A 22,085-nucleotide genomic window follows, 5' to 3' on the forward strand; every position below is an offset into this window, starting at 1 on the left:
CGGTGCCACGGTCAACATCGATACCGATGGCGACGGCAACCCGGACCTGACCGCGGATGTCGATGCTGACGGCAACTGGAGCGTGACCCCGGATGCCCCGCTGGATGATGGCCTTGACCTGAGTGTTACTGTCACGGACCCCGCCGGTAACAGCAGTGACCCGGTCAACGTCACCGTGGGTGGCGGTGGTACAGGCGTGACCGCCCCGGTCATCACCGCCGCGACCGACGATGTCGGCGATGTGGTAGCGGATCTGGCCAGCGGTGACAGCACTGACGACACTCTGCCGACCCTGACCGGTACGGCCGATGCCGGTGCGACCATCACCATCTTCCAGGATGGCACCGAGGTCGGTACCGCCACTGCCGATGCCGATGGCAACTGGAGCTTCACCCCGGATGCCGACCTGGCGGAAGGCAGCTACAGCTTCACCGCCACTGCGACCGATGCTGACGGCAACACCTCCGATGCGAGTGCTGCCTTCGAGCTGACCGTCGACACCACTGCACCGGATGCCCCGGTTGTCGACCCGACCGATGGCACGGTAATCAGCGGGACGGCCGAAGCGGGCAGCACCGTCAACATCGATACTGATGGCGACGGCAACCCGGATCTGACCGCCGACGTCGATGCTGACGGTAACTGGTCTGTCACCCCAGGCACGCCGCTTGCCGCAGGCATCGTCCTGGCCATCACGGCCATGGATGCGGCTGGCAACATCAGCGCGGAAGCTTCAGCGACTGTAGGAGGCGCCTCACTCGATACGGATGGTGACGGCAGCACTGTCGGAATTACCGGCATCACTGAAGACACTGGCTTCGATGCCAATGACTTCTTCACCTCGGATAACACTCTGCAGATCAACGGGTTCGTCGATCTCGATGACGGCAATGATCTCAGCGTCGAATTTGACGGCACGACCTATACCGAGGCTGATGCGGAGTTTACGGTAAATGCGGATGGCACCTGGGTCCTCGACCTGACAGGGACCACCTTGGCTGATGGGCAATATGTCGCTACCGCGACGGTGAGCAACGGCGCTAATAGTGAAAGCATCACCAGGACCATCACGGTTCAGGCCGACACATCTCCGGTGGTGACCGTCAACAGTAGCGGGCTGTTGGGGCTGGTAGGCGTGGAGGCCTTGGGACTTCTCGATCTCAGTCAACAGATGTTCTCGGCTTATGATCCGAACGGCGATCTAACGTCCGTGGAAATCCAGATGACTTCTCTGCTGAGCATCAACCAGATTCTGGGGTTGCTGGGGGTAGGAGATCAAACCTTGAACTGGTCACAGGCACTGGCCGATGAGCTGGGGCTGAATATCGCGTTCGAGGACTATAGCCTCTTACCGCTCAATTTGAGCCCGACGCTGACGATTACCGCTGAGGATGGTGGGGTCATCGACAATGTGGCGATCAACGAGTTCCTGGCTTCGATATATCTGTCGGATGCCCTGCTCGGGACCGATGTCAGCCTGCTCCCGACTTATACCATCACGGGAACCGACCTCGAAGGCCAGACAGGTACCGACAGCGCTACCGAACTAGCCGATCTCAGCCTGTTGAGCCCGGCTAACAATCCTGTGGTCGAAGGCACCTCCGATGCCGACATCCTGGAAGGTGATAGTGGCGTCGATCGCCTCTACGGCCTCGATGGTGATGATGTACTCAACGGTAACGGTGGCAACGACTGGCTACGCGGCGGTAATGGCAACGATACCCTCAACGGCGGAGATGGTAATGATGTCTTGGTCTACGATGGCCTGGGCAACGATACCTTCGACGGCGGTGCTGGTGAGGATACGCTGGTTCTGGTAGGCGGGGGCATCGAGCTGGACTTCGTCAACGGTGCAGCCCCCGAAGTGGCCAACGTCGAGCATCTGTCGATCGGTGGTACTGGGGCCAACACTGTCACACTGGACGAGGCATCAGTGCTCTCGATCACCGATGACAACAATCAGCTGTACATCGAAGGTGATGCCAGCGACACGTTGAACATTTCCGGGGCCACGGCAACCGGTAACTCGCAGACGTCTGCCAACGGCGATATCACCTATAACGAGTACACTCTGGGCAACACCACAGTGCTTGTCGAAGACCAAGTCAACGTGGAGGTGGCCTGATCCATATGAACTGGGAAGATGTTTCAAGCAATACCCTAGCGCCACTAAAGGCATCCTCCCAGCCACTGTTCGGCAAACCATCCCACCGCCCCGGAAGCCCGGGGCGGTGGGCCTCTTATTTGCGGCCTATCGCCCTCGCCGTGGCACTGGCAAGTCTGCCAGTGCCCGCGTGGGCGATCAGTCTTGTAGAGGCGGTGAACCAGGGGCTGGAGGTACATCCTGAAGTTCTGGCGGCAGAAGCCGAAGTACAAAGTGCTGAAACCCGGGTCGATATTGCCAAGGACAGCTATTGGCCATCGCTTTCCATGTCGGCCGGACCAGAGAACATTCTCGACGATAGCAAGGTCGGCTATGAAATCACCGCCACCCAGGTGCTTTACGACTGGGGAAACATTGGCGCTCAGGTTGATGGTGCCTCTGCGGAATATCGTGAAAAGCTGGAGGCTCTGAAGGTCACCAGTGATGAAGCCGCTCTGGATATCATCGAAATCTACCTGGATGTCCTGGCAGCCAGTGCACGCCTCAATGCGGTCGAGGACTACGAAGCACGTCTTGCCAAGTTGCAGGGCCTGCTCACTGACCGCGATACCAGTGGCTACAGCGATCGTAGTGAAAGCGACCGAGCAACTCTGGAAGTCGCTCGTGCCAATGAGCAGCTATCTGTTGAAATGGGCGCTCTGGATGAAGCCCGACAACAGTTCCGCGTACTGGTGGAAGCCTCGCCTTACGATCTCTCTCAGCCTCCTTTCGTCTCGCTGCTCGAAACGATGGAGCAGCCTGATCGACTCGAACAAGCCTTGCTCGATGCTCCAGCATTGCAACGCAGCCATGCCGAGGTGGATGTTGCTCGATCGAATCTCGATCAGTCCAGAGCCAAGCTCAAGCCACAACTGAACCTCGAAGGTTCTCTGCTCAACCGGGAAATCGGTGGGAACATGGAGGATGACCAGATCGTTGCCTTGCGCCTGCGCATGGAGCCGATCCAGGGGCTTTCCAACTGGCGCGAGGTAGATTCTGCGCGCCAGCGACTGCAGGCCGCAGAATGGACCAAGTCCGCAACCCAGCGTGATATACGCCGCAATCTGGACAGTTTGCTCGACCAGCGCAAGGTGATCCTGGGGCGCATCAAACAGGTGGAACAACAGATCAGTAGTTCCGCGGCCGTGGTAGATACCTACCGCGAGCAATTCCAGGCAGGCTTTCGCGATATAGCAGATATCTTGAGCATCGAGCGGGAACGCTTCGAAGCCGAGCGCCAGAAAGCCGATCTTGCCATCGAGAAATACCGGCTCGAATACCAGGCTGCTACGCAGTTGGGCATGTTGGGCCAAGTATTGAAATAAGTGATAAGTGAAGGGGACCTTCCATGGCGGAATGGAAAGCCGCATCGGGTGTCGAAGACACCCTGCGCAGTGGGCTGGTGCTGCTATGCCGGCAATTGGGGCGCGGTGCCACCGTCAATCAACTAGGCGATGGTTTTCCGTTGCAAGCTGGGTGCCTTCCCCTTTCTCACCTGCCTCGAGCGCTGCGGCGCGTCGAGGTAAGCGGCAAGGTGGAGGCCGTATCTGTCAATAAGGTGGCCAACGGTCTCCTGCCCGTACTGGTGCTGCTGGAGGACGGGAGAACCGTCGTCTGGGCAGACAGGCAGGAAGACACGGCCATTGTGCTTCTCCCTGAGAGTGATGGTGGCAGCGAAAGCTGGCCACTAGAGGAGTTGCAGCAACGCTCCTCTGGGCTCATCGTGATTGCCCGCCCGATCTTTCGTCCCGATGAGCGAGCCGAAGACTTCGCCAAGGCCGAAGATGAGCATTGGCTGAAAGGCCCGATCAAGAAATGCTGGAAAGACTATAGTGAAGTGGGTGTTGCGGCTTTCATGGCCAACCTGCTCGCCATTTCCACAGCGCTGTTTGCCATGCAGGTCTATGATCGCGTGGTGCCGAACGAGGCCTTTTCGACCTTGTGGATTCTCGCCAGTGGTGTGGGTATCGCAGTACTGTTCGAGTTTCTTTTGCGCAACCTGCGCGCACATATCCTCGATAGCACCGGCAAGGCACTGGACCTGCATTTGTCGTCAATGCTGTTTGACCGTGTAATGCAACTGCGCCTGGCCGCCAAGCCCGGCTCGACAGGGGCCTTTTCAAGCCAGATCAGGGAATTCGAGTCGGTTCGTGAATTCCTCACCTCCTCCACCATCGGCGCAATCAGTGACCTGCCCTTCGTCTTGCTGTTTCTCGGCGTCATTGCCTTTGTGGGTGGCCACATGGTCTGGGTGCCCATCGCCGCCATGATATTGATGGTGCTACCTGGGCTGTTGGCCCAGAAGACCTTGGCCCGCCTTTCCCGCCAATGCCTCAAGGAAGGCGCTGTTCGTCAAGGCGTACTGCTTGAGTCGATCGAGAACCTGGAGACCGTCAAGGCTACCCGTGCAGAAGGTCGCCAGTTGAAGATGTGGGATAACCTGTCCCAGGATCTGGCCGAGGCCAATATTTGTCAGCGCACGCTGTCCACTCGCCTGTCCTTTGGTGCCAGCATGGTTCAGCAGTTGGCCTATGTGGGCGTGGTCATTGCCGGTGTTTACCTGATCTCCGCGGGCGAGCTCACCGTGGGTGCCCTGATCGCCTGTACCATTCTTACCTCGCGCACCGTATCTCCGCTGTCTCAGGTTGCAGGCATGCTGGCACGCTGGCAGCACGTCAAGGTCGCCATGGAAGGGCTGGACAACCTGATGGAAGCGCCAGTGGAACGCCCCACAGATCGTCATTTTGTTCGGCGGCCCGACCTGCAGGGCAACTATCGCCTGGAGAAAGTGACCTGGCAGTATGGGGAAGCCGAGCTGCCATCGCTGAGCATCTCTCAACTGGAGATCCAGGCAGGTGAGCGCATCGCCCTGTTAGGGGGCAACGGCGCAGGAAAGAGCACGTTATTGCGTCTGTTGGCTGGTTATTTCGATCCCAGCGCTGGCAACCTGGAGCTGGATGACGTCTCACTGCAGCATATCGACCCAGCAGACCGTCGCCGGGCCATCGGCTACCTGCCCCAGGACATATCCCTGTTCTTTGGTAGCCTGCGTGACAATCTCCTGCTGGATGGTGAGGCAAAGGACGATAGCGAACTGCTGGATGCGCTTGATGCAGCTGGACTCGGTCGCTTCGTTCGTCGCCATAGCATGGGCCTGGACATGCCGATTCAGGGTAACGGCAGTGTTTCCGGAGGCCAGCGGCAGGCGATTGGCCTGGCCAGGATACTGCTTCAGGACCCACGCATCGTGTTGATGGACGAGCCAACCTCTGCCTTTGATCAGACCAACGAGCAGAATGTGGTGCGTTTTCTCAACTCCTGGCTGGAAGGCCGCACTCTGGTGGTTTCTACACACAAGAAATCTCTGCTTACCTTGACTCACCGAGCCGTGGTGCTGAAAGAAGGTGCCGTAGTGATGGACGCCCCTCAGGATCAGATCATCAACGGCAATCAAGTAAGGACATCAGCAGCCGGCCAAGTGTCAAGAGTCGGTCGTCAGGCCAAGGGAGGAGCCGCCAGTGCAAATTGAAAACACCATGGCAGCGCCATGGGAGCAGCGTAAAAAGTTTAAGGTTGCACGACCGGCGCTATGGCTCAGCGCTCTTATCATCGCCGGTTTCGTGGGCTGGGCTGCCTGGGCTCAAGTTGACGAAGTGACACGAGGTGAGGGTAAGGTAATCCCACTATCGCGGATGCAGACCATCCAGAGCCTGGAAGGAGGCATCCTGAGCCAGTTGATGGTCAATATCGGCGACGAGGTGGAAATCGGACAGCCCTTGGTCAAGCTCGACGATACCCGTTTTCTCAGTGCCTTTCTGGAAACCCAAAGCCAGATTCTCGTATTACGGGCAGCCATTGCACGCCTAGGATCAGAAGTTCTGGAAAAAGAGAAAGTCGAATTCCCTGAGGACATCGACCCTGAAGGTGAACTGGCTCAGTCGGAACGTGACCTGTTCAATGCCAGGCGTGCTCGCCTTATACAGGCACAGAACTCTATTCAGGATGAAATTACGATCACCCAACAGCAGTTGAACCTGGTGAAGCCTTTGGTGCAGCGCCGTTCAGTCAGTGAGATGGAGTCACTCAAACTGCAGCAGAACATCGCATCACTCGCCGGAAAGCTGGCAGAAATGCGCAATACCTACGTTCAAGATGCCTATTCAGAGTTGTCCAGCAAGCAGGCCGAGCTCAGCACCCTGGAACAGACCCTGCTGCAAAAGCGTGACCAACTGACGCGTACGGAAATCCGCTCTCCTGTTAATGGAAGGGTCAATGACATCATGATCACTACCCATGGCGGTGTCGTTCAACCGGGCGAAGCCATCATGGAAGTGACGCCACTGGGTGATCAGTTATTGATTGAAGCACGTGTTCGCCCGAAGGATGTGGCCTTCATTGCCCCAGGTATGCCAGCCAGCGTCAAGATCACTGCCTATGATTACACCATCTATGGAGACCTGAAAGGCACTGTCGAGCAGATCAGTGAGGACACCATCGAGGAAGAAACACCTCAAGGTAAAGAATCCTATTATGAGGTACTGGTGCGCACCGAGGAGGCCAGCCTCCATCACAAAGGGCAGACGCTAGAAATTCGCCCAGGCATGGTGGCAGAAGTAGATATCCAAACGGGCAAGCGCTCCATCCTGAGCTACCTGCTCAAGCCGATCATCAAGGCCAGGCTGTATTGATGCGAGCTCAATGGTAATTGCACGAATGGCTGAAGATGTGGCCAAGGGCTTCAGCAGCTCTTGGCCATTTTCTTGACGCCACCAAGGGCCTCGCATGCCATCGGACCTGTAGTGCGATTCACAACACGCATGCAAGAAATTTATCAGCAAATAAAAAAGGTAATCCCTGGTGAGGGATTACCTTTTTCTGGGCAGGAAAATGAAGATCAGAGCGGTGATAGGCCATCAACGATGCCATCCAGGCCACCAAGCCCCAGGCTGCCAGTAATGTCACCGAGAGAATCCAGAATCAACATGGGCGTCTGGATAATACCGCTGGCAGCACCAGAAACAAGGCTACTGGCTCCAGCGAGAACCATCACGCCACCTCCGAGGAGGTCGCCCAAGGCCTGATTGAAAGTGACGCCCCCTGCAACAGCATTGAGCTCGTCTTCACTTAACGTGCGAATCGTGGACTCAGACATAATACCCTCCAGAGAATTTCGTCGTATAAAGCATGATGGATATATTTATATTCATACTCGAGTCTTGTTGAAGACTCACTGCCAAGTCAAACACGTTTTGTTAACAGATGATAACAACAATACTCATTGGTTATCATATGAATCATTTTGTTCATTATGCTAAAAATCACGTCAATTGTTTCCAGAAAGCATCGTCCATCGGTAGCAGAATCCATCACGAATGAGGTATGTTTGGCGAGCAGGCTTACGGGCCTTTCATCTACGTCATCTGTTTAAAAATATAAGAATACTTAGTTTCAAGAAAAGCTTCCCCTTGACCCTGGTGGTCAGAGGTATCTGGCAGCAGGTTTCAGTAAAGGAGTGTCAATGGAATGGCAAAGAATCCCCCTTTGTTCCGACCAGAATCGTTTGAGTCACGTCGAATGTCGTGGCTTGGACAACCTGCCGTGTTACAAAATGTTTCCACAGGAGTGATGGCTGTCATTTCAATTATCATAGTCATCTCCATCATCTTGTTTTTGTATCTTGGCAACTATACCAGGCGCGTTGCTGTCTCAGGCGTTATATCACCTACCGAAGGGTTGACACGCATTACATCTCCAAACAATGGTTGGATAAGCCATCAGTTCGTCAAGGAAGGGGATGAAGTAAAGCGTGGAGAACCACTTTATGAAGTGAGCTTTGATAGCTCAACCTCTCTTGGTAACACTCAAGCTGCCATCAATCAGCTATTGAGAGAACAAAGAGAAGAAATTCAAGCGGAAATCACCCGTAGTGAAGAAATCTCAATAAAAGACAAACAGGCCTTGCAGAACAGAAGCGAAGGCCTTGAGCAAGAAATCTCACAGATTGATAACCAGATAGCCACTATGGAAGAATTTCTGGAGACCTTGCATGGCTATGCCATGAAGCAAAAAGAATATGTTGATCGAGGATATACGGTTTCTCAAGCATTCGAAAGTCGTTTACAGACATACATAGGATATAGAGATGACCTTGAGAACTACAAAAGACAACGAATTATATTGTCTGATGATTTAAATGAAATAAATGATACTCTGCTATCTTTCGATTTGAAAAAATCTTCGGAAATTGCCGAGCTTAAACGACAGCTTATCAATGTCGAACAGCAAATTGCAGAAGGACAAGCTAGGGAGTCCATTCGCATCACGGCGCCTAGAAATGGTCAAGTTACCTCCGTCATCAAGCAGGAAGGCCAGACTGTTGATGCCGGCACACCACTACTTACCATCTTGCCTGACTATGCAGAGCTAAAAGCTCAATTACTGGTTCCCAGTAATGACATTGGCTTCTTGAAAGAGGGTGATAAAGTCCAGCTTCGCTATGCCGCATTCCCCTACCAAAAGTTTGGCCAATACCCAGGTGTTGTATCCAACATCTCCCGAGCACCTCTGAAACAAGATGAAATAAGGCTGCTGGTTGATGAAGGCGCTGCAGCTCCTGAGTCAACAGCTATCTATCGAATTTCAGTAAGACCGGACACGCCTTTTGCCATGGCCTACGGGGCACAGGTTCCATTGCAGGCAGGCATGCAGGTGGAGGCCCACGTTCTGGTTGAAACACGTCCGCTTTACCAATGGATATTCGAGCCACTATATGGACTCTCGGAAGTATTGAGCTCTGGGGAGGCAATACAATGAATCTTGCAGAACTTCCAAAGCGTCTTCTTGGCTCAATGAAGAAAGGCACGCCGGTCATCATTCAGTCGGAGGCGGCCGAATGTGGTCTTGCATGCATGGCCATGGTGGCAAGCTATCACGGCCATGCCCTTGATCTCCCTGCCATGCGTCGGCATTTCGCCACCTCTCTCAAGGGTATGGCACTAAGAGACCTCCTTGAGATTGGTAATGGCCTGCATCTATCAACCCGTGCAGTGCGCCTGGAGCTTGAGGATCTAAAACAGCTAAAACTGCCTTGTATCTTGCACTGGGATCACAACCACTTTGTGGTTCTGACTCGTGTCGGAGCACGAGGGGTGACGATTCACGATCCCGCGACAGGCAGTCGAACACTGACGATGTCAGAAGTTTCAAGCCACTTTACTGGTGTTGCACTGGAAGCCTGGCCAACAGAGTTCTTCGCCAAAAAGGACGAACGTGAGCGCATTCACGTTACTGAAATGATCAAGCGGACTGCAGGCATTGGCCGGGCAGCCCTTCAGATTCTGTCTATTTCAGTCCTCCTTGAACTCGTCACCATCGCTATGCCAATTGGTTTTCAGATGATAATTGATGAAGTCATAGTGGCTTCTGATTATGACCTGCTTACCTTGATTACCATTGCCTTCTGCTTCTTTCTTGCTCTCCAGGTTCTGGCAAGCTTCATTCGCTCCTGGACATCCATGTTGATTGGTTCCGGTCTGGTGCTGCAATGGAAAGCAGGCCTATTCGATCATTTGATGCGACTGCCTCTCAGCTATTTTGAAAAACGCCATGTCGGGGACATCGTATCCCGCTTCGGTTCCGTGGATTCTATCCAGCAAACGCTGACGACAACGGCTATCACGACACTGCTGGATGGCGGTATGTCCATCGCTCTCATCATCATGATGTGGCTTTATGGCGGCTGGCTGGCCGGCATTGCGATGATAGCAGTGGTGTTATATACGATCCTCAGAGTCGCGACATATTTCAGGTATCGCAGTTTGTCGGAAGAGGCCATTGTCTACGCCGCCAAAGAGAACACGCATTTCATGGAGAGTCTCAGAGGCATGGCCAGCCTGAAGGTAATGAACCTGAAGGAGCGTCGTCGCTCAGTATGGGTGAATTACCTTGTTGACAGAATCAACGCGAACTTGAAAGTTCAAAAGTTCGATGTTGTCTTCCAGACCGCCAGCAAGCTGATCTTTGGTATCGACCGCATCATCATCATTTACCTCGGTGCCAATGCAATTCTTGGGGACACTCTTTCAGTTGGTATGCTTATCGCGTTCCTGTCCTATAAGGACCAATTTGCTGCAAGAATGGATAGCTTCGTCACCACTATCTTGAGCCTTCGCATGTTGTCGCTGCATGGCGAACGTATCGCCGATATTGCACTTTCAGAGCCCGAGGAAAGCCAGATCGATGCAGCGGAACAGGCCTACGATACGGCAGGACCAGAGAAGCTCGGTCGCCTGGAAATTGAAAACGTGAGCTTCCGTTATTCAGATAACGAACCGGACGTGCTGAAGAATATCAATATCACGATCGAGCAGAATGAATGCGTCGGGATCTCAGGCCCTTCTGGTACAGGCAAGACGACACTGATGAAAATCATCTCTGGCCTGATGCTGCCTAACGAAGGGGAAGTTCGTATTGATGGTAAAACTCTCTCGACACTTGGCCTGAATGCCTATCGGGACAGAATTGGCTGTGTCTTGCAGGATGACCGTCTGTTTGCAGGTTCCATCGCTGAGAATATCTGTAGTTTCGATCCAAGCCCTGATCTGCGTCTCATGCAGCAATGTGCAATGTTAGCCGCCATACACGCGGAAATTGCCAAGATGCCAATGGGGTATGAAACCTTTGTCGGCGACATGGGAAGCACCTTGTCTGGTGGTCAGAGACAGCGAATCATTCTGGCGAGAGCCCTATACCGCCGCCCCAGCCTGCTGCTGCTCGATGAGGCGACGAGCAACCTGGACCCGGAAAATGAGGCCGCTATCAATGCTGCCATCAAACAGCTTTCCATCACTCGAGTAGTGATTGCCCACCGCCCTTCGACACTGGCCATGACAGATAGGGTCATTGACCTCAAGGAGCTACAGGACCAAGCGTCTAAAGCACAATGATAAAAGAACATTGACACAAAAATAATGAGGCAATAACAATCAAAACAAGTGTCTTGATATATCCCTCCCCTTCTCTATGTTGAATGACTTTTTATTCAATATGAAGAAGGGGAGATTTTATTACTCACTCAAATAATCGATGATGGCATCACAAAGCTGTCCCTTGGCAGCTCTATCAAATGCAGCAAACATGGGTTGTGAATTCACTTCAAGAAAATGCAGTTTCCCTTCATCATCGGCCATAAAATCAGCAGCAGCAAAGTCAAGTTCCAGACGATCACACAATGACATCAGCTTTTCACCAACATCCTGTGGTACATCGGTGAACTCTAGTTCTATATCTTTCGTACATCGGTAATCGAGTGCTGCTGAGTGAAGCCAAAAAGCCAGCATTTTTGGGCCAATACGGTAAATTCGCATTTCTGGACGGTTGAGACGGGGCTGGATAAAACGAGGATACGAGCCAGGATCCTCCGGTAAATCTCCGACAAGCCCTGTATATTCTCCCCCCGCAACAGGTTTTTGTACCATTCCCTCATCGATACCAGTGAAGTCGTTGACAACGACTGTTTCCGGAATGGGCAATCCAAAGTCCTGTGCAAGAATAAGATTATGGATCTTGTTGTTTTCCCTAAGGTAGAAATACCGGTTGAATAGCGTGATATCCTGCTTGCCTGTTACCCACCCACGTACAGCCTGATACCAGTTCAAGGCTCTGGAGTGCGCCAGGGCAAGATTATCAGTCTTGTACAGGAAAACATCATGCCTGATAAAACACCCCGTTGGGGATATCGCAACACCATTCAGCTCGAAGCTATTTTTCTTTATGTCTATACGTAGATCAGGTGGGTTTTCTGGTCCCACAAGGAGCTTATGAAATGGAATTTCCCTTTGTTCCATGCGCTGGGCAAGCACTCGGATATTTACATCAAGCTGACCACCAGCAATCAATATCATATTATGATCAACCAATAATTTAGAATATTAATATAGATAGATAGCATTTATTATTCAATAAAATAAATGCCATATAGCGATACATCAACTGGCCCGCATTTCCTCTAACTGCCTTATTGTCATTATACTTTCATAGCAAGTCATCCCTGCTCAAAAGCCAGAGTGCCACGTGGTTATCATTACGTGGCACTCTGGCATCATGCACAACTATTCTGTCAGTTCCATCCGAGATCGAAATGGAAGTCGATATCCAGCGCTGAGCTCAGCATGTCCCACGGCTCTTCTTCACCAAGCGCCAGGGTCGTTGCCCAGCAACCGCCGCCACCGATGCCACCGCCATCTTCTTCACCAAGCGCCAGGGTCGTTGCCATATCGCCCAGACCTCCTCGGACCATGGCCAACTCATCTTCTCGCAGGCACCTAATGCTATCACCTGCCAGGGATTCTTTTGCTGCTTTATCAATAGCTGACATTGATGCACTCTCCTGTTGGTTTTACTTCAATTCCCAAAAATCCACTATCCGCCTTCAGGCAGATATATAACTCAGTGCGGATTAGCATGCTAAGTTAATCCGTATGTTTCACGAGACTATTCAACATGCCGAATACTATTGTAGGCTTGGATATAAATAGAAACCGTAACAGTTTGTGATTTACATACTAACAACCACCACAGTAATTACACAAACCGTCAGAAACACGCATAGAAAGACAAGAAGGAATCAATCCACGACATATTCCTCCATCCATCACCAAATAAAACATTACGAAACTAAATGAATAAGCCAATAAGACTCCCAGCACTGCTAGGCCAGAGAGAAAAATGCCTAGTTTCAGACCATATATTTCCAGCAAGCTTATACAGGCATAAAAAAACACTCCGCGGAAAATCCGCGGAGTGCTGTGAGAAGAACCTGAAGATATAAATCCAAAAGATTATCTATCAGGCAACTTCCAGAGGTAGCGGCTCAGGCTGAGCATCAATGATATCAGTGCTCACCAGCCCACTAGTGGCCGGATCAACACTATTCACCAGATCGCTTGTCAAGGCATCGCCTTCACCCAGCAGGTCCCCGCTCAGCAAGTCGTCATTATCAAGCAGTGCAACGTCGTCAGTCAGGCCACCGGCATCGGTCACGGTGCCGGTCGCATCACCGACCAGATTGCCAGCGCCGTCGGTCACGCCACCCAGCACGCCATCGGTCACGCCACCCAACAGGCCGCCGTCACCGCCCAGCACGCCATCGGTCACGCCACCCAGCAGGCCACCGTCACCGCCCAGCACGCCATCGGTCACGCCACCCAGCAGGCCACCGTCACCACCCAATACGCCGCCCAGTAGACCACCGTCTCCGGTCAGTCCACCCAGCAGGCCACCATCGCCACCCAGCAGACCGCCAAGCAGGTCACCATCCAGCAGGCCGCCATCGAACAAGCCCCCCAGTAGCGGCAAGTCTCCGCCGAGAGCACCACCCTCCAGCAAACCACCCAGGATTGGCAGACCGCCATCCAGAATGCCACCCAGCGCACCATCCAGCACGCCGTCAAGGCCACCGCCTAGCAGGCTGTCTGACAATGCCAGCACTTCGCCTAGACCACCATCGGTCAGGATACCGGTGACTCCCGCCAGCGGGCCGCCATCGCCCAGAAGCGTACCCAGGAGCTCGGTATCACCAGTGACCAGACCTCCCAGCAGACCTTCGTCACCCAGTGCCAGATTCAGTACACCAGCCAGAGGGCCACCATCGGTCAAACCGCCAACCAGACCACCGTCAGCCAGCAGATCCCCCAGAACGTCACCGGAAAGCAGTTGGTCAATGGTCAGTTGAACAGCTTCCAGTGCCGCAGTATCGGCTGCAACCAGCTCAGATGTGCCATCGAGGATGCCGGAGAGCACGCTCTGATCACCAATCAGGCCGCCCAGAACACCATTATCGCTAAGCAGGAAGTCAGCCAGGGTAATGTCGCCATCAACCAGTTCACCCAGGCTATCCAGGGACACGTCGATAGCATTGCCAACCTGGGTCAAGACGGCATCACCCGCCCCCGCCTTACCACTCAACAGGGCTCCGATCACGGCTTCGGCTGGAGCATCGATACCCAGGCCCGCCAGGCTACCATCCAGGGCTCCTCCCAGGCTGGCGGTGATGGCATCGGCCGCTTCAGACGCCGAGGTACCTGTGTCTCCCATCAGACCAGAGATGGTATCGCCCAGCGAGTCAAAAACCTGGCCATCAGCACCTGCTGCACCGAGCAGCATTTCAAGAATAGCGCCAACCCCGGCGATGGCTTCCGGCCCAACCACACCACCATTACCACCAAGCAGACCATCCAGCAGGTCACCATCCAGCAGGCCACCATCGAACAGACCGCTCAGCAACGGCAGGTCTCCGCCGAGTTCACCCCCTTCCAGCAAGCCGCCCAATACAGGTAGGCCGCCGTCCAGAATGCCACCCAGCGCACCATCCAGCACACCATCCAGACCGCCACCCAGCAGGCTGTCTGACAATGCCAGCAGCTCACCAAGGCCACCGGTAGTCAGGATGTCTGTGGCACCCGCCAACGGACCGCCCTCGCCCAGAAGCGTACCCAAGAGTTCAGTGTCGCCAGTGACCAGACCTCCCAACAGCCCCTCGTCACCCAGCACCACATTCAGCACACCGGCCAGAGGGCCTGCACCAGTGATATTGTCAGCCAGCCCGCCCTCAGTGAGCAGGTCACCCAGAACATCGCCGGAAAGCAGCTGGTTAATGGTCAGTTGAACGGCCTCGAGTGCCGCAGTGTCGGCGGCAACCAGCTCCGAAGTGCCGTCGAGGATACCGGAAAGGACACTCTGATCACCGATCAGGCTTCCAAGCACACCGTTATCGCTGAGCAGGAACTCAGCCAGGGTGATGTCGCCATCAACCAGTTCACCCAGGCTATCCAGAGACACGTCGAGAGCATCGCCGACCTGGGTCAGGACTTCATCACCCGCGCCAGCCTTGCCGCTCAACAGGGCTCCGATCACTTCTTCGGCTGGAGCGTCTATACCCAGCCCCGCCAAGCTATCATCCAGAGAGCCACCAAGGCTGGCAGTGATGGCATCGGCCGCTTCGGAGGCCGAGGTCCCAGAACTGCCCATCAGTCCGGAGATGGTATCGCCCAGTGAGTCGAAAGCCTGTTCATCGGCACCTGCCGCACCGAGCAGTAACTCAAGAACAGCGCCAACCCCTGCGATGGCTTCCGGCCCGACACCATCAATGGGAGGAACCGTAACATCTCCAGTATCCAGGTCCGCCCCCAGAGAAGAGGAGTAGTCGATGGTCATGAAACCGAGATCAAAGATGGCGTCGGTGCCATAGTCAACATTGGTGGCGTTTCCATCAAGGAAGTAATCGCTGGTCCAGTCCAGTACGATTTCTTCCCCGTTGTAGTTAATCGTGATGTTGTTATCGATGCTGCCAATCTGAGTCACCATGAGTCACTCCAATCCTTGAAAGATGAATGGTTCCCATGCACGCACATGATTACCACGTGCCTTCAACCAGTATGTGAGGCAACGCCAATTGCTGCTAATGAAGTTTCTTTTTCTCTTGAATAACGATGGTGATGTTCAGTCATCATTTGAGTCGTATTGTTAATTCTGGTGTCACGACTCATGAGAAAAGAAAAAAATACTCTTTCAAGGCTTTTATAGAGAATAAAATTTCCATAGCTTTAAGACAGTCGTTTGATTTAAGTTTCGTTCCTGAAACACATTACCTCGCCTGGAGATTATCTATAGCAGTGGGTAGAGACATATCGCGCGCATGGGAAGAAAGAGCATTATCTTTCTTGAGATAATATTTGAAATTTCATATGAGTATTGCAGGAATTATTGCCAACACATGAATAGGATGTTGCATCCTTCATGGCAATACGTTTATCACTTTCCGTGAAAGAAAAATGCCTGATGCAGTATTTGGGAACATTGATCAATCAACAGACAGGCACATGCATGCCTGCAGGTTCACCAGTAATAAGTACTGAAGGCAAAAAAAAGGCGGCCCGTAGGCCGCCCGCTCCAAGCATTTCCTTGAGCAGATCCTTCTGCCCGAATCCTAGGGTGACCTCCCTGCCCAGAAGCGACTCCCTGTCGCACCAAGCGCACCCATAATCGCATTCCTGAACACACCCAGAATCAGAAGACCGGCACTCCGGTGCAGACCACCGGTTCCATGATCGACCCCGACTCCACAGTGGTGACAGCCTCCATGCTATCTCCACCGTCTCCCCGGAGGGGGCGATCAGGACACATGCCGCTGCGAACCTGACCTCTCCGATTCATGTTTTTGATTCTGCCACTTTTTCCCAGGTTCTCAACTCGCCAGGTTTCACCTCAGCAAAGTATGACAAGAGCATGAATAATTTAATTCTCCTTAAAAATCAAAAAAATAAAAAAGCCCGCGAGAGTATCGCGAGCTTTTTTGCGCATTTTTGGGTCAATTTCCTCGGAAATTTGTAGCAAATCTCCTACAAAAATAATCTCCAACAGCGGCGCTTTCTTTCGCAGAGCAGGAGGTTACTGCCCCTTGATCGCACTGCGCCCCGGATAGCTGACCCGATCACCCAGCTCTTGTTCGATAACCAGCAGGCGGTTGTATTTGGCAACACGATCAGAACGACACAGCGAACCTGTCTTGATCTGGCCTGCGCAGGTACCTACGGCCAGATCAGCAATGGTAGTGTCTTCTGTTTCACCACTACGGTGAGAGATGACCGCAGTGAATCCAGCATCCTGGGCCATCTTGATCGCATCCAGAGTCTCGGACAGAGAACCGATCTGGTTGAACTTGATCAGGATAGAGTTACCGATCTGCTCATCGATACCGCGCTTGAGAATCTTGGTGTTGGTGACGAACAAGTCATCACCGACCAGTTGAACACGATCGCCAAGCTTGGAGGTCAGAGACTTCCAGCCAGCCCAGTCGGATTCGTCCATGCCATCTTCAATGGAGACGATGGGATACTCATTGGCCAGTCCCACCAGGTAGTCGGCAAAGCCTTCTGCATCGAAGCTCTTGCCCTCTCCTGCCAGCACATAATTGCCGTCCTTGTAGAACTCGCTTGAAGCACAGTCCAGGGCCAGGGTAATGTCCTTGCCCAGCTCATAGCCAGCATCAGAGATAGCCTGCTTGATCACCGCCAAGGCCTCAGCATTGGACGCCAGATTAGGTGCAAAGCCACCTTCATCACCAACGGCAGTCGCCAGGCCACGCGCACCCAGTACCTTCTTCAGCGCGTGGAACACTTCAGCACCAACACGAAGGCCTTCACGGAAATTCTCGGCACCGACGGGCTGGATCATGAACTCCTGGATGTCGACGTTATTGTCGGCATGTTCGCCGCCATTGAGGATATTCATCATCGGTACCGGCATCAGGTACTTGCCCGGCTGGCCGTAGAGTTCAGCAATGTGGGCATACAGGGCGACGCCCTTGGCATTGGCAGCGGCCTTGGCGGCCGCCAGCGACACCGCGAGGATGGCATTGGCACCGAGGTTTTCCTTGTTCTCGGTGCCATCCAGCTCGACCATGGCCTTGTCCAGGCCACGCTGGTCACGGGCATCCATGCCGATCAGGCAATCGCGAATCCTGCCGTTCACGGCATCCACCGCCTTGAGCACCCCTTTGCCCAGGTAACGGCCCTTGTCACCATCGCGCAGTTCCAGAGCTTCACGGGATCCGGTGGAGGCACCACTGGGGGCACAGGCGACACCCACGGCACCGCTTTCCAGGCGTACTTCTGCCTGAACAGTAGGGTTGCCTCGGGAGTCCAGTACCTCGAGAGCGTGGATATCAACGATCTTGGTCATGTTTTTTCGTCCTGTTGTTGATACAGAGGTGTCGTAGCGTTGAGCAAAAGCGGCGCTATGGAGAGGCCGCCTTCAGCGGATATCGATGGCTGGCAGTCCCTTGATCAGATCATCGATAGCCTTGATCTGCGTGAGGAAAGGCTCGAGCATTTCCAGCGGCAAAGCACATGGGCCATCGCACTTGGCATTATCCGGGTCCGGGTGGGCTTCCAGGAACAGCCCGGCAATACCTACGGCAACCCCGGCACGCGCCAGGTCAAGCACTTGTGCGCGACGCCCATCGGCACTATCGGCTCGACCACCGGGACGTTGCAACGAGTGAGTGACATCGAAGAGCAGCGGATAGCCAGTATCCTTCATTTCCCCGAAGCCCAGCATATCGACCACCAGGTTGTTGTAGCCGAAACTGGAACCTCGTTCGCACAATAGAATGCGATCGTTTCCAGCCTCCTTGAACTTGGTGATGATGTGGCGCATTTCGTGAGGCGCGATGAACTGAGGCTTCTTGACGTTGACCACTGCTCCCGTCTCGGCCATGGCAACCACCAGGTCCGTCTGCCGGGCCAGGAAGGCCGGCAACTGGATGACATCGGCCACTTCAGCGACAGGCGCGGCCTGCCACGACTCATGGACATCCGTGATCACTGGAACACCGTAGCGTTCCTTGACCTCCGCGAGAATTTCCAGACCTTTCTCCATTCCAGGACCGCGAAAGGAATGAATGGAACTACGGTTGGCCTTGTCGAAACTGGCCTTGAAGACGTAGGGAATACCGAGCTTGCCGGTCACTTCGACGTAATGCTCAGCGATCTCCAGCGCGAGTTCGCGTGATTCGAGCACATTCATGCCGGCAAACAGCATCAGAGGCAATGAATTGCCGGCACTGAGGCCGGCAAAGTCGATGGTACGTTGAGAAGCGGACATGCGGATTACTCCTGAGGCGCCGCCTGGGCGCGGGTACGCTTGGCCTTGTGGGTCAGTGCCGCGTTGACAAACCCAGTGAACAGCGGATGACCGTCGCGAGGCGTGGAAGTGAACTCCGGATGGAACTGGCAGGCCACGTACCAAGGATGATCCGGGAGCTCGACCATCTCCACCAGAGAATTGTCGATGCTGCGACCGGAAACCACCAGGCCAGCCTTCTCCAGCTCATCAATGAACTGATTGTTGACCTCGAAGCGATGGCGATGGCGTTCGACGATAACATCATCACCATAGGCTTCTCGAGCCTTGGTGCCATTGCCCAGTCGACATTCCTGACCACCCAGACGCATCGTGCCACCCAGGTCGGAGGCCTCGTCACGCACCTCGATCTTGCCTTCTGGCGTGATCCATTCGGTGATCAAGCCTACCACCGGATGCTGGGTGTCATGAGTGAACTCGGTGGAGTTGGCATCGGCCCAACCAGCGATATGACGAGCAAATTCTATCACCGCCACCTGCATGCCGAGGCAAATCCCCAGGTAAGGGATGTCGTTCTCACGAGCATAACGCGCCGTGGCAATCTTGCCCTCTACGCCACGCTCACCGAAGCCTCCTGGAACCAGAATGGCATCCTTTCCAGCCAGGCGTTCAGGGCCATGGCGCTCGATATCCTCGGAGTCGATGTAGTCGACGTTGACCTTCACCCTGGTCTGAATACCAGCATGGATCAATGCTTCGTTAAGCGACTTGTATGCGTCAAGCAACTCCATGTACTTGCCGACCATGGCGATATTGACCGACTTCAGCGGATTGAGCTTGGCATCGAGCACCCTGACCCACTCGCTGAGATCCGCCTCATCTGCCTCCAGGCGCAGCTTGTCGCAGACGATCTCATCCAGCCCATGTTCATGCAGCATCAGCGGAATACGATAGATCGTATCGGCATCCTGCAGCGGGACCACAGCACGCTCTTCGACATTGGTGAACAGAGCAATCTTGCGGCGCTCGGTTTCTTCCAGCTCGACCTCGGAGCGGCAGATGAGAATATCCGGCTGAATACCGATAGAACGCAATTCCTTGACCGAGTGCTGGGTCGGCTTGGTCTTGGTCTCGCCTGCTGTCTGAATGTAAGGCACCAGGGTCAGGTGCATGAATATGGCCCGCTGAGCCCCCACTTCACTGCGGATCTGACGGATGGACTCAAGGAACGGCAGGGACTCGATGTCACCCACGGTTCCTCCGATCTCGACCAGGGCCACATCAAAGCCATCACCACCTTCGTAGACCCGGCGCTTGATCTCATCGGTAATATGAGGAATCACCTGAACGGTGCCGCCGAGATAATCACCACGACGTTCCTTGCGCAGGACATGCTCGTAGACACGGCCGGTGGTGAAATTATTGGACTGGGTCATCTTGGTGCGGATGAAACGCTCGTAATGCCCCAGATCTAGATCGGTCTCGGCACCATCCTCGGTAACAAACACCTCACCGTGCTGGAACGGGCTCATGGTGCCCGGATCCACGTTGATGTAGGGATCGAGCTTGAGCATGGTGACTTTGAGGCCACGGGCCTCGAGAATCGCCGCCAGCGAGGCCGACGCAATGCCCTTACCAAGTGAGGACACAACGCCGCCGGTCACGAAGATATATCGTGTCATGGAGAACCTGTCGAAACGTGATCAAGTAGGCTCGGCAGGAAGCCGCGCCAGGATGGGACGACAGATTAGCAGATATGCCCACCTGACTCAATTTTGCCGGGCCCCTGCATTTCAATGCTCAGCAGGAAGCCCGGCACACTCACAATGACAATGCCACTGGCACCATCACACTTCGAGATAATCGAGGATGCCCTCAGCCGCCTGACGGCCTTCGTAGATGGCGGTCACCACCAGGTCGGAACCACGCACCATGTCGCCACCGGCAAAGATCTTCTCGTTGGTGGTCTGGAAAGCGAAGGCACCATGCTCAGGAGCCTTTACACGACCACGCTCGTCAAGTTCGATGCCTACGTTCTCGAACCACGGCGCAGGGCTCGGCTGGAAGCCAAAGGCGATTACCACTGCGTCGGCAGCGATGATTTCCTCGGACCCAGGCACCACTTCGGGACGCTGACGCCCCTTCTCATCTGGTTCACCCAGGCGGGTACGCACGACCTTGACGCCTTCGACACGCCCCTCTCCGACCACCGCCACCGGCTGACGATTGAACAGGAAGTCGACCCCCTCTTCTCGAGCATTGGCCACTTCGCGACGAGAGCCCGGCATGTTCTCTTCATCACGGCGATAGGCACAGGTCACTCGGCTTGCCCCCTGGCGAATGGCGGTACGGTTGCAGTCCATGGCCGTATCACCACCGCCCAGCACCACTACCTGCTTGTCTGCCAGAGAAATGAAATCGCTCGGATCCTTCTCGAAGCCCAGGCGGTGATTGACGTTGGCAATCAGGTAATCCAGGGCCTTATGCACACCTGGCAGATTTTCACCCGGGAAACCACCTTGCATGTAGGTGTAGGTACCCATGCCAAGGAATACTGCATCATATTCCTCAAGGATGGCATCGAACGTTATATCCTTGCCCACTTCGGTGTTCAGACAAAACTCGACGCCCATTTCCTCGAACACAGCGCGGCGACGCTCCATTACCGTCTTCTCGAGCTTGAACTCAGGAATACCGAACGTCAGCAACCCACCGATTTCAGGATACTTGTCGAACACTACCGGCTTGACGCCACTACGCACCAGGATGTCGGCACAGCCAAGGCCGGCAGGCCCCGCACCAATGATCGCTACCTTCTTGTCGCTCCAGACGACCTTGCTCAGATCCGGACGCCATCCCATGGCAAAGGCGGTATCCGTGATGTATTTCTCCACGGAGCCAATCGTCACCGCACCGAAGCCATCGTTGAGTGTGCAGTCCCCCTCGCACAAGCGGTCCTGGGGACATACTCGACCACAGACTTCCGGTAGCGAGTTGGTTCGATGTGAAAGCTCAGCAGCTTCAAGAATGTTGCCTTCACTGACCAGCTTCAGCCAATTGGGAATGTAGTTGTGGACCGGGCACTTCCATTCGCAGTATGGGTTGCCGCAGGCCAGGCAGCGATGTGCCTGACTGGCAGCGTCCATGGGCTTGAATGGCTCGTAGATCTCGGCGAACTCACGTGCACGAGTGTGTGCCGGCTTCTTGGACGGATCCTGACGACCGACATCGATAAACTGGAAATCGTTACTCAAACGGTTAGCCATGGTGGTTTCTCCTCATGCCTGTATTCGGGTCATTT

14 protein-coding genes are annotated in these 22,085 nt (G+C 54.3%); 6 read left to right on the forward strand and 8 right to left on the reverse strand.

What is annotated here, in order from left to right; all coding sequences use genetic code 11:
• The 4 genes from Q1K07_RS13855 to Q1K07_RS13870 all read left to right on the forward strand — a co-directional run.
• Positions 1-2,125, forward strand: a 2,125-nt coding sequence (locus Q1K07_RS13855; RefSeq protein ID WP_300311901.1) for an Ig-like domain-containing protein, incomplete at its 5' end; no start/stop codon positions are given.
• Between the two features lie 5 nt (positions 2,126-2,130).
• On the forward strand, positions 2,131-3,468 hold the full coding sequence (locus Q1K07_RS13860; RefSeq protein ID WP_300311904.1) for a TolC family protein: 1,338 nt from the start codon (positions 2,131-2,133) through the stop codon (positions 3,466-3,468).
• A 23-nt stretch (positions 3,469-3,491) separates the two neighbouring features.
• Positions 3,492-5,672, forward strand: coding sequence for a type I secretion system permease/ATPase (locus Q1K07_RS13865; RefSeq protein ID WP_300311907.1), 2,181 nt, complete (start codon positions 3,492-3,494; stop codon positions 5,670-5,672).
• Positions 5,662-6,831: an HlyD family type I secretion periplasmic adaptor subunit gene (locus Q1K07_RS13870; RefSeq protein WP_300311910.1), complete on the forward strand. Its 1,170-nt coding sequence runs from the start codon at positions 5,662-5,664 to the stop codon at positions 6,829-6,831. The genes Q1K07_RS13865 and Q1K07_RS13870 overlap by 11 nt, the downstream gene beginning before the upstream one ends.
• Positions 6,832-7,037: 206 nt before the next feature.
• Here Q1K07_RS13870 and Q1K07_RS13875 read toward each other — a convergent pair whose 3' ends face one another.
• On the reverse strand, positions 7,038-7,295 hold the full coding sequence (locus Q1K07_RS13875; RefSeq protein ID WP_300311913.1) for a hypothetical protein: 258 nt from the start codon (positions 7,293-7,295) through the stop codon (positions 7,038-7,040).
• 371 nt (positions 7,296-7,666) lie between these two features.
• Between Q1K07_RS13875 and Q1K07_RS13880 the strand changes: the two genes are divergently transcribed.
• Together Q1K07_RS13880 and Q1K07_RS13885 are read left to right on the forward strand one after the other, a co-directional pair.
• Entirely contained in the window at positions 7,667-8,956 is a 1,290-nt protein-coding gene (locus Q1K07_RS13880) for an HlyD family efflux transporter periplasmic adaptor subunit (protein ID WP_300311916.1), read from the forward strand.
• Entirely contained in the window at positions 8,953-11,088 is a 2,136-nt protein-coding gene (locus Q1K07_RS13885; protein WP_300311918.1) for a peptidase domain-containing ABC transporter, read from the forward strand. The genes Q1K07_RS13880 and Q1K07_RS13885 overlap by 4 nt, the downstream gene beginning before the upstream one ends.
• A 120-nt stretch (positions 11,089-11,208) precedes the next feature.
• On the opposite strand, the gene Q1K07_RS13890 is transcribed toward Q1K07_RS13885, so the two are convergent.
• From Q1K07_RS13890 to Q1K07_RS13920, 7 genes are all read right to left on the reverse strand, one after another.
• Positions 11,209-12,045, reverse strand: a complete 837-nt coding sequence (locus tag Q1K07_RS13890; protein ID WP_300311921.1) for a hypothetical protein — start codon at positions 12,043-12,045, stop codon at positions 11,209-11,211.
• A gap of 215 nt (positions 12,046-12,260) precedes the next feature.
• A complete protein-coding gene (locus Q1K07_RS13895) occupies positions 12,261-12,518 on the reverse strand; it encodes a hypothetical protein (protein ID WP_300311924.1) in 258 nt (85 codons plus the stop codon).
• Positions 12,519-12,988: 470 nt separating this feature from the next.
• On the reverse strand, positions 12,989-15,505 hold the full coding sequence (locus Q1K07_RS13900; protein WP_300311927.1) for a hypothetical protein: 2,517 nt from the start codon (positions 15,503-15,505) through the stop codon (positions 12,989-12,991).
• A 1,083-nt stretch (positions 15,506-16,588) separates the two neighbouring features.
• Entirely contained in the window at positions 16,589-17,881 is a 1,293-nt protein-coding gene (eno, locus tag Q1K07_RS13905) for a phosphopyruvate hydratase (protein ID WP_300311929.1), read from the reverse strand.
• Positions 17,882-17,953: 72 nt separating this feature from the next.
• Positions 17,954-18,805: a 3-deoxy-8-phosphooctulonate synthase gene (kdsA, locus tag Q1K07_RS13910; protein ID WP_300311932.1), complete on the reverse strand. Its 852-nt coding sequence runs from the start codon at positions 18,803-18,805 to the stop codon at positions 17,954-17,956.
• Between the two features lie 5 nt (positions 18,806-18,810).
• Entirely contained in the window at positions 18,811-20,466 is a 1,656-nt protein-coding gene (locus tag Q1K07_RS13915; RefSeq protein WP_300311934.1) for a CTP synthase, read from the reverse strand.
• Positions 20,467-20,631: 165 nt separating this feature from the next.
• Positions 20,632-22,050, reverse strand: coding sequence for an FAD-dependent oxidoreductase (locus Q1K07_RS13920; RefSeq protein ID WP_300311937.1), 1,419 nt, complete (start codon positions 22,048-22,050; stop codon positions 20,632-20,634).
• Positions 22,051-22,085 lie beyond the last annotated feature (35 nt).

Source organism: Halomonas sp., assembly GCF_029263665.1.
In the GTDB taxonomy this organism is placed as follows: domain Bacteria; phylum Pseudomonadota; class Gammaproteobacteria; order Pseudomonadales; family Halomonadaceae; genus Halomonas.

What these genes read in the sequence shown, in the direction of transcription:
- Q1K07_RS13890 (WP_300311921.1), bottom strand. Translation starts at nt 12,045, where the DNA reads ATGATATTGATTGCTGGTGGTCAGCTTGATGTAAATATCCGAGTGCTT.
- Q1K07_RS13895 (WP_300311924.1), bottom strand. Translation starts at nt 12,518, where the DNA reads ATGTCAGCTATTGATAAAGCAGCAAAAGAATCCCTGGCAGGTGATAGC.
- kdsA (WP_300311932.1), bottom strand. Translation starts at nt 18,805, where the DNA reads ATGTCCGCTTCTCAACGTACCATCGACTTTGCCGGCCTCAGTGCCGGC.
- Q1K07_RS13915 (WP_300311934.1), bottom strand. Translation starts at nt 20,466, where the DNA reads ATGACACGATATATCTTCGTGACCGGCGGCGTTGTGTCCTCACTTGGT.
- Q1K07_RS13875 (WP_300311913.1), bottom strand. Translation starts at nt 7,295, where the DNA reads ATGTCTGAGTCCACGATTCGCACGTTAAGTGAAGACGAGCTCAATGCT.
- eno (WP_300311929.1), bottom strand. Translation starts at nt 17,881, where the DNA reads ATGACCAAGATCGTTGATATCCACGCTCTCGAGGTACTGGACTCCCGA.
- Q1K07_RS13920 (WP_300311937.1), bottom strand. Translation starts at nt 22,050, where the DNA reads ATGGCTAACCGTTTGAGTAACGATTTCCAGTTTATCGATGTCGGTCGT.
- Q1K07_RS13900 (WP_300311927.1), bottom strand. Translation starts at nt 15,505, where the DNA reads ATGGTGACTCAGATTGGCAGCATCGATAACAACATCACGATTAACTAC.
- Q1K07_RS13865 (WP_300311907.1), top strand. Translation starts at nt 3,492, where the DNA reads ATGGCGGAATGGAAAGCCGCATCGGGTGTCGAAGACACCCTGCGCAGT.
- Q1K07_RS13860 (WP_300311904.1), top strand. Translation starts at nt 2,131, where the DNA reads ATGAACTGGGAAGATGTTTCAAGCAATACCCTAGCGCCACTAAAGGCA.
- Q1K07_RS13880 (WP_300311916.1), top strand. Translation starts at nt 7,667, where the DNA reads ATGGCAAAGAATCCCCCTTTGTTCCGACCAGAATCGTTTGAGTCACGT.
- Q1K07_RS13885 (WP_300311918.1), top strand. Translation starts at nt 8,953, where the DNA reads ATGAATCTTGCAGAACTTCCAAAGCGTCTTCTTGGCTCAATGAAGAAA.